General features: G+C 63.2%; 7 protein-coding genes and 1 pseudogene. 1 reads left to right on the forward strand and 7 read right to left on the reverse strand.

Going from position 1 to position 6880, the window contains the following annotated elements:
- The 6 genes from H928_RS27580 to H928_RS0112930 all read right to left on the reverse strand — a co-directional run.
- Nucleotides 1-330: DUF4880 domain-containing protein (locus tag H928_RS27580; RefSeq protein ID WP_148293151.1), on the reverse strand; the 330-nt coding region annotated here is incomplete at its 3' end.
- 60 nt (nt 331-390) lie between these two features.
- On the reverse strand, nt 391-888 hold the full coding sequence (locus tag H928_RS0112910) for a sigma-70 family RNA polymerase sigma factor (protein WP_021026885.1): 498 nt from the start codon (nt 886-888) through the stop codon (nt 391-393).
- 170 nt (nt 889-1058) lie between these two features.
- Entirely contained in the window at nt 1059-2573 is a 1515-nt protein-coding gene (locus H928_RS0112915; protein WP_021026886.1) for a tripartite tricarboxylate transporter permease, read from the reverse strand.
- 14 nt (nt 2574-2587) lie between these two features.
- Entirely contained in the window at nt 2588-3076 is a 489-nt protein-coding gene (locus tag H928_RS0112920; RefSeq protein WP_021026887.1) for a tripartite tricarboxylate transporter TctB family protein, read from the reverse strand.
- Between the two features lie 255 nt (nt 3077-3331).
- Nucleotides 3332-5095, reverse strand: a complete 1764-nt coding sequence (locus H928_RS0112925; RefSeq protein WP_052329965.1) for a GspE/PulE family protein — start codon at nt 5093-5095, stop codon at nt 3332-3334.
- Nucleotides 5096-5424: 329 nt separating this feature from the next.
- On the reverse strand, nt 5425-6210 hold the full coding sequence (locus H928_RS0112930; protein WP_021026889.1) for a spermidine synthase: 786 nt from the start codon (nt 6208-6210) through the stop codon (nt 5425-5427).
- A gap of 225 nt (nt 6211-6435) precedes the next feature.
- Here H928_RS0112930 and H928_RS27585 point away from each other — a divergent pair, with 225 nt between their 5' ends.
- Nucleotides 6436-6729 carry a DUF2798 domain-containing protein gene (locus H928_RS27585; protein ID WP_021026890.1) on the forward strand — a complete coding sequence of 98 codons (294 nt, stop codon included), beginning with the start codon at nt 6436-6438 and terminating at the stop codon, nt 6727-6729.
- Here H928_RS27585 and H928_RS33325 read toward each other — a convergent pair.
- Nucleotides 6708-6880: pseudogene (locus H928_RS33325) on the reverse strand (DNA-deoxyinosine glycosylase); the annotation flags it as partial. The gene H928_RS27585 and the pseudogene H928_RS33325 sit on opposite strands and share 22 nt — an antisense overlap.

Consider the following 6880-nt stretch of genomic DNA (forward strand, 5'->3'; position numbering starts at 1 on the left):
TCTCGACGGTGCAGCAGCGGCTGCGGGCTGGCTCATCGCTGGACTGGCGCGCCACTGGGCCACCGCGTCTGCGGGCAGCGCGCGCAAGCGGGCAACACCTGCATCGATACGGGCAAAGGCCTTGGCATGGTCGGGGTTGGCGTGCAGCCATTGCGCCAGCTCCGCCTGCTCAGCCGCGCCCAGGCCCTGCTCCTGACGCGTATGCCACTGCGCGGCCTGCAGCGCCACGGCATCCTGCTCGCCCCAGAAGGCTTGCAGCGCGCGCTGCTCCGCCGCCTCGTCAAAAGGCGGGGCAGAAGCGTGGGAGGGCGAGGTGGAAAATCGGCTCATCTCAAAGCTATAGACGCATGGGCGCGGAAAAACTGCATGTCGGCCCCGCGCTGGATGGTATCAATCACCATGGTCCAGCTCCTGTTTGCGGGCCGCGCAGGCGATCTTGCCACGGCTGATGTACTGGTTGACCATGCTGATCGACACACCCATGCGCTCGGCGATCTGCTGGTTGGACAGCTCGTCGAACAAATACATGCAAAAGGCCTCGCGGCAGCGCGGTGGCAAGGCCTCGATGGTGGTCAGATAGGCCTGCACCGTTTGCGACGAGGCATAGGCCGCCTCGGGCTGCAGCCGCTGGGGGCTGGCCGGTTGCTGGGCCTCATCGAGCGCATCGATGTCCTCGTGCTGGCGCAGCTGGGCGCGCCGGTCCAGGTCGATCTTGGCGTTCAATGCCACCTGCTTGAGCAAGGCGGCTGGCTGGTCGATCACCTTGCCGGCGCGCTGCATGCCCAGCACGCGCGCATAGCTCTCCTGCGCCAGGTCGGCCGCGGTGTCGCGGTCTCTGACCTTGCGCAGGCAGAAGTTCAGCAGTTCTCGGTAATAGCGCTCAAGCACAAATGGGCATCGCCCCATGGAAAGCCAAGGTCGCCATCGGTGGTCCGGCTTTCGCCCCTCAGATGGGAATAACTCTCATTATCACCGATAAGCCGTAGCGCTCTTGGGCCGCAGAAATAGAAAAAGGCATCCGAAGATGCCTTTTCATGTTGCAGCCAGGCTGCGGGCGATCAGTCTTCTTCGACGAAGGCCTCTTCGCGCCTCTTGCTCACCGCTGGCAAGCAGACCACCACCAGCAGAATGGCAGCTGCAATCAGCAGACCGGCAGAGATCGGACGGGTGACAAACACCGACCAGTCGCCCCGCGAGAGCAGCAGGGCACGGCGCAGGTTTTCTTCCATCATCGGGCCCAGGATGAAGCCCAGCAGCAAGGGAGCAGGTTCGGTACCCAGCTTGTGGAACACATAGCCCACGAAGCCGAAGATACCCACCATCCACACGTCCCAGCTGTTGTTGTTGGTGCCGTACACACCGACAGCGCAAAACAGCACGATCGATGGGAACAACCAGCGGTAAGGCACGGTCAGCAGCTTGATCCAGACGCCGATCAGCGGCAGGTTCAGGATGATCAGCATCAGGTTACCGATCCACATCGAGGCAATCAGACCCCAGAACAGTTCTGGGTTGCTGGTCATCACCTGGGGACCAGGCTGGATGTTGTGGATGGTCATCGCACCCACCATCAGTGCCATCACGGCGTTGGGTGGAATACCCAGGGTCAGCAGCGGAATGAACGAGGTCTGCGAGCCGGCGTTGTTGGCCGATTCTGGCGCGCACACGCCACGGATATTGCCTTGGCCGAAAGGAACTTCACCAGGACGCAGCTTGGTCTTCTTCTCGATCGTGTAGGCCGCGAAAGCCGACAGCATCGCACCGCCACCAGGCAAGATACCCAGGGCCGAACCCAGCGCCGTGCCACGCAGCATCGCGGGGAACATCAGCTTGAAGTCTTCCTTGGTGGGCATCAGGCCAGTCACCTTGGCAGCAAACACTTCGCGCTCATCGTCAGGCTTGGACAGGTTGGCGATAATTTCACCGTAGCCGAACACACCCATGGCGATCACGACGAAGTCGATACCATCGGTCAGCTCAGGAATGTCGAAGGAGTAACGGGCCACGCCGGAGTTCACGTCGGTACCCACCAGGCCCAGCAGCAGACCCAGCACAATCATGCCCACCGCCTTGAGCAGCGAGCCCGAAGCCAGCACCACGGCGCCAATCAGGCCCAGGGTCATCAGCGAGAAGTACTCGGCAGGGCCGAACATGAAGGCCACTTCGGTCAGCGGAGGCGCGAAGGCAGCCAGAATCACGGTACCCACGCAGCCGGCGAAGAACGAGCCAATGCCCGCTGCCGCCAGTGCCGGACCAGCGCGTCCCTTGCGGGCCATCTGGTAGCCGTCAATCACGGTCACGACGGACGAAGACTCTCCCGGGAGATTCACCAAGATCGCCGTTGTGGAGCCGCCGTACTGGGCGCCGTAGTAAATACCGGCCAGCATGATCAGCGCAGCCACGGGTGGCAGTGCGTAGGTGGCAGGCAGCAGCATCGCGATGGTGGCCACCGGGCCAATACCAGGCAACACGCCAATCAGGGTACCCAACAGACAGCCGACAAAGCAGTAAATCAGGTTTTGAAAGGTAAAGGCAACACCGAAACCGGTGGCCAGGTTGTCAAACAATTCCATGGTCCTGGCCCCTTTTAACCGGTAATAAAGCTAGGCCACACGGGGAACTGAAGGTTCAGTGCCCACACGAAAGCGACGTAACTGCCAATGGCCAGGATGGTGGCCAGAATGAAGACCGACTTGGCGCGGAATTCTGACCCTGCCAGGCTGGCGATGAAGACCAGCGCGTAGATGGCGACGATCAGGCCCATGGCGGGGATGCCGATGGTGGGCACGCCCACGAGCAAGATGCCGAAGGCAAAGTTGGCCAGCAAGATGAAGAACACTTGTCGCCATGCCCATTTGCCGATCGGGTCTCCGTCAGCGGGGCCGGCCGTGAGGCCCTTGAAGGCCACGGCCGCACCGATCAGCGTCAGCAGGACACCGAGAATCAACGGGAAGTACCCCGGACCCATGCGAGCACCTGTACCAATCGAGTAGTTCTGGGCGCCTACGGCGAACCCAATACCCACTGCCATGTACATGATGCCCGCCCAGAAGTCTTTCTGGCTTTTGAGCTTCATTACCTTTGTCTCCAAACAATTTTAGGGATGCAGCGCATTGTCAACGCTGACGGGCAGCTGACGCATGTGGATTCCACTTACGATTCCACACAGGAAAACCCCTAGGCTGACACCAGGGCGTACAGCGCCGAAACCCAAGCTGGGCGCGGGTTTGCGCAGCATGGCCCGCGCCTCCGGCGCGCGCAGTGGCAAGGGTAAGTCCCCGCCGGCGCAACGCCGCCCTGCCCGCTGGTGGTGGGCGCTACAGCCGGTTTTTTAGCGGTCGCCCATCTCGATGGGGGGGGTGTTGGCCATCACCTCTTCGATGGTGGTCAGGCCCTCGGACACGCGCAAGGCGCCGGCCAGGCGCAGCGGATGCATGCCGTCCTTCACCGCCTGGCGGCGCAGAACCGACATCGACGGCGAGGCATGCACCTGGTCCTTGAGCGCTTCGGACACGGTGAGCAATTCGTACAGGCCCATACGGCCGCGAAAGCCGGTGTCGCGGCACTCTTCGCAGCCCACCGGTTTGTAGGGGCGGTAGTCGCGCTTGATCTTCCAGGGCTGGATGGCGGCGGTCAGCGCGTCGGTCGATGCGGCCTCGTCGGGCTGCTTGCAGCGCGGGCAGAGCGTGCGTACCAGGCGCTGGGCCAGCACGCCCAGCAAGGTGGCATTGATCAGGTACGGCGGCACGCCCAGCTCCATCAAGCGGCTGATGGCGCTGGGGGCATCGTTGGTGTGCAGGGTCGAGAACACCAGGTGGCCGGTCAGCGCAGACTGCACCGCCATCTCGGCAGTTTCCAGATCGCGGATTTCGCCGACCATGATGATGTCCGGGTCCTGGCGCATCAGCGCGCGCAGGCCTTCGACAAAGCTGAAATCGAGCGCCGGCTGCACCTGGGTCTGGTTGAAGGCCGGCTCGATCATTTCAATCGGGTCCTCCACGGTCGAGACATTCACCTCTTCGGTGGCCAGGCGCTTCAAGGTCGAATACAAGGTGGTGGTCTTGCCCGAGCCGGTGGGGCCGGTGACCAAAATAATGCCGTGCGGGCGCTCGACCAGCTTTTCCCAGCGCTGCGCATCATGGGCGGTAAAGCCCAGCGCCGACAGGTCCTTGACGGTGTTTTCCGGGTCAAAGATCCGCATCACCATCTTCTCGCCAAAGGCGGTGGGCAAGGTGGACAGACGCATTTCCACCTCGTCGCCCAAGGTGTTGCGGGTCTTGATGCGGCCATCCTGCGGGCGGCGCTTTTCGACCACGTCGATACGGCCCAACAGCTTGACGCGCGAGACAATGGCGTTGTGCACGCCCAGCGGCATCTGGTAGACCTTGTGCAGCACGCCGTCAATGCGAAAACGGATCACCGACTGGTCGCGGCGCGGCTCCAGGTGGATATCGCTGGCGCGCTGCGCAAAGGCAAACTGCCACAGCCAGTCCACCAGGCGGATGATGCCCTGGTCATTGGCATCGAACTGCTGGTTGGTATTGCTGAGGTCAACCAGCTGCTCGAAGTTGCCCAGCGAGCTCAGCGAACCGCCCAGCTTGCTGGCGGCCTTGACCGACTTGGCCAGCGCAAAGAATTCGCTGCGGTAGCGGTCGATGTCCTTGGGGTTGGCCAGCACCCGGCGCACCTTGCGCCGCGCCTGGCGCTCGACCTCGCTGACCCACTCGTCGATCCAGGGCTCCTTGACCGCAATCACCACCTCCTGGGCCGTCACCTGTACCGGCAAAATGCCGTGGCGCTGCGCATAGGGCGCGCCCATGGTTTCGGCCACCTTGGCGGCATCGACCTTGAGCGGGTCGATCTTGTAATAAGGCAGGCCGCAATGCTTGGCGACAAATTCGGTGAGCAGCTCCACATCGAGCGCCTTGCCATCGAGCTGGCGCGGCACCACCACGCTGGCCAGACGCACGATCGGGTGCTGGCTGCTGGACGCATGGCTGCAGCGGTCGATGGTGGCCTGGGCCAGCTCGGGGCTGATCCAGCCATCGGTCTGCAGCCAGTTGATGATCTGGGTCAGGTCCAGGGCGCGCTGCATCAGCGCAGGCAGGCCGCTGCGCGCTGGCGGCGCCGAGGCCGGGCCCAACCCGCTGGGTGTGGACGGGACCGACGCAGGGCCGCTGGACTTGGCAGGCGCAGGACCGTCGTCCACCCGGCCAGGCACAAAGACCGCCGAGCGCCGGATCGGCGCCGCAGCGCCGGACGAGCCACTGGACGAGCGGCTCTTGACGGCGGTATCGCCGGGCAAGGCATCGCCCCGGCTTTTGTGGTGTTTGCTTGGCTGATCAGGCGCTGCCATGGTGTATCCCTCGGTATTTTTTTGTCTTCTGGCTTTATACCTGATCGCTTCATGGATGCCAGGTAAAGTCAGTCCAGCAGGGGCTGCACAGGTTTAAAAACCTTTAACCACTTGAGCGCGGGCAAGCCCGTCTGCTGCTGCACCAGGTCGGCGCGCTGGCTGAGCAGCTCGCGGCCGGGGCGGCTGGCCGTGCGCTGGGCCAGCACCACGGTATTGCCCTCCTTGGTCGCCGCAAAGCGCCAGACCGCTTCAGGCCCAAAGGCCTCCTGGATATGGGCGAGGCTGCGGGCAAAGCTGTTGGTGCGGCCAAACAGGTTCACCGTCATGCAGCCGTCGTCGGTCAGCAGATTGCGGCAGTGCTGGTAGAAGTCGGGGCTGTCGAGCACGGGCGCTGCGGCCTCATGGTCGTACAGATCGACCTGCAGCGCATCGACGGTCTGCAGGTACTGGGGCTTCTGGATCTCCACCCCTGCATCGCCCAGCACAACCTGGAGCTTGTCGCTGTCGGGCGGCAGTTTGAACCACTGGCGGCAGACGGTGATCACCTGGGGGTTGAGCTCGATGGCGGTGGTGCTGGCCATGCCGAGCTTTTGCGCGCAGAACTTGGTGGCCGCCGCGGCCCCCAGGCCCAGCTGCATCGCACGGCGCTCGGGCACCGTGGGCCAGTCCACCAGCAGCAGCCAGGCCATCATGCGCTGCACATATTCCAGGTCGATATCAAAAGGCTTCTTGATGCGCATCGAGCCCTGGACCCAGGGGGTGCCCAGGTGCAGGTAGCGGGCTCCGTCAAAGTCGGAAATCGTGACCTCGGGCAGCGGCTGCGCCAGCTGCGGAGATTTTTTTCTAGTCGTCATGGGGAGGGATTATCGGCCGTTGTCCTCGCCAGCTCCGTGCATAACCCTGGCCCGCCGGACTGGGTGGGGATCGGAACAAGGCCGCGGTCGCTCCCTGAAGCCATCCATAGTTATTACAAAATAAACAGCACACATCAATAGTTAATGTCGCATGCAGACCACGCGGAGGGATTGGGCAGGCCATGCATCGCTTTAGACTGCGGCATTGTTTTTTCTGGCTCGCTTATGTCCAACGCTCTCAAACAACGCTTTTTGTCCTCCGTCATCATGTCCATGCTGCTCTCGGGCTTGATGACCGCCTGGGTCACCTGGTTGAACCTGGGCTTTGTCGGGGATTTTCTCTCGCGCTGGCTGCATGCCTACCTGCTGTCCTGGCCAGCGGCATTCACGATCGTGGTGCTGCTGGCGCCTGCAGTGCAGCGCCTGTCATGGCGCATGGTCGGCGGCAGCCCCGTCTCTGCAAGCCCTGCGCGCGCCAGTGGCCCTGCTGCCAGCGCTCAGGCCAGCAGTCCACAGTGATGCATCACCTCGCGCCAACCGGCCAATTTGCGCTCAAAGCTCCATGAGGCATTGGCCGGGCTGCTGGAGGGCAGCCGGTAGCTGGGCAGGCCCAGCACGGCCTGCACCCGGGGCGCATGGCGAAAGCTCTCACCGCCGTTGTGCGCAGCAG

Origin of the sequence: Comamonas sp. B-9 (assembly GCF_000410635.1) — a bacterium.
Classification (GTDB): Bacteria; Pseudomonadota; Gammaproteobacteria; order Burkholderiales; family Burkholderiaceae_C; genus Comamonas.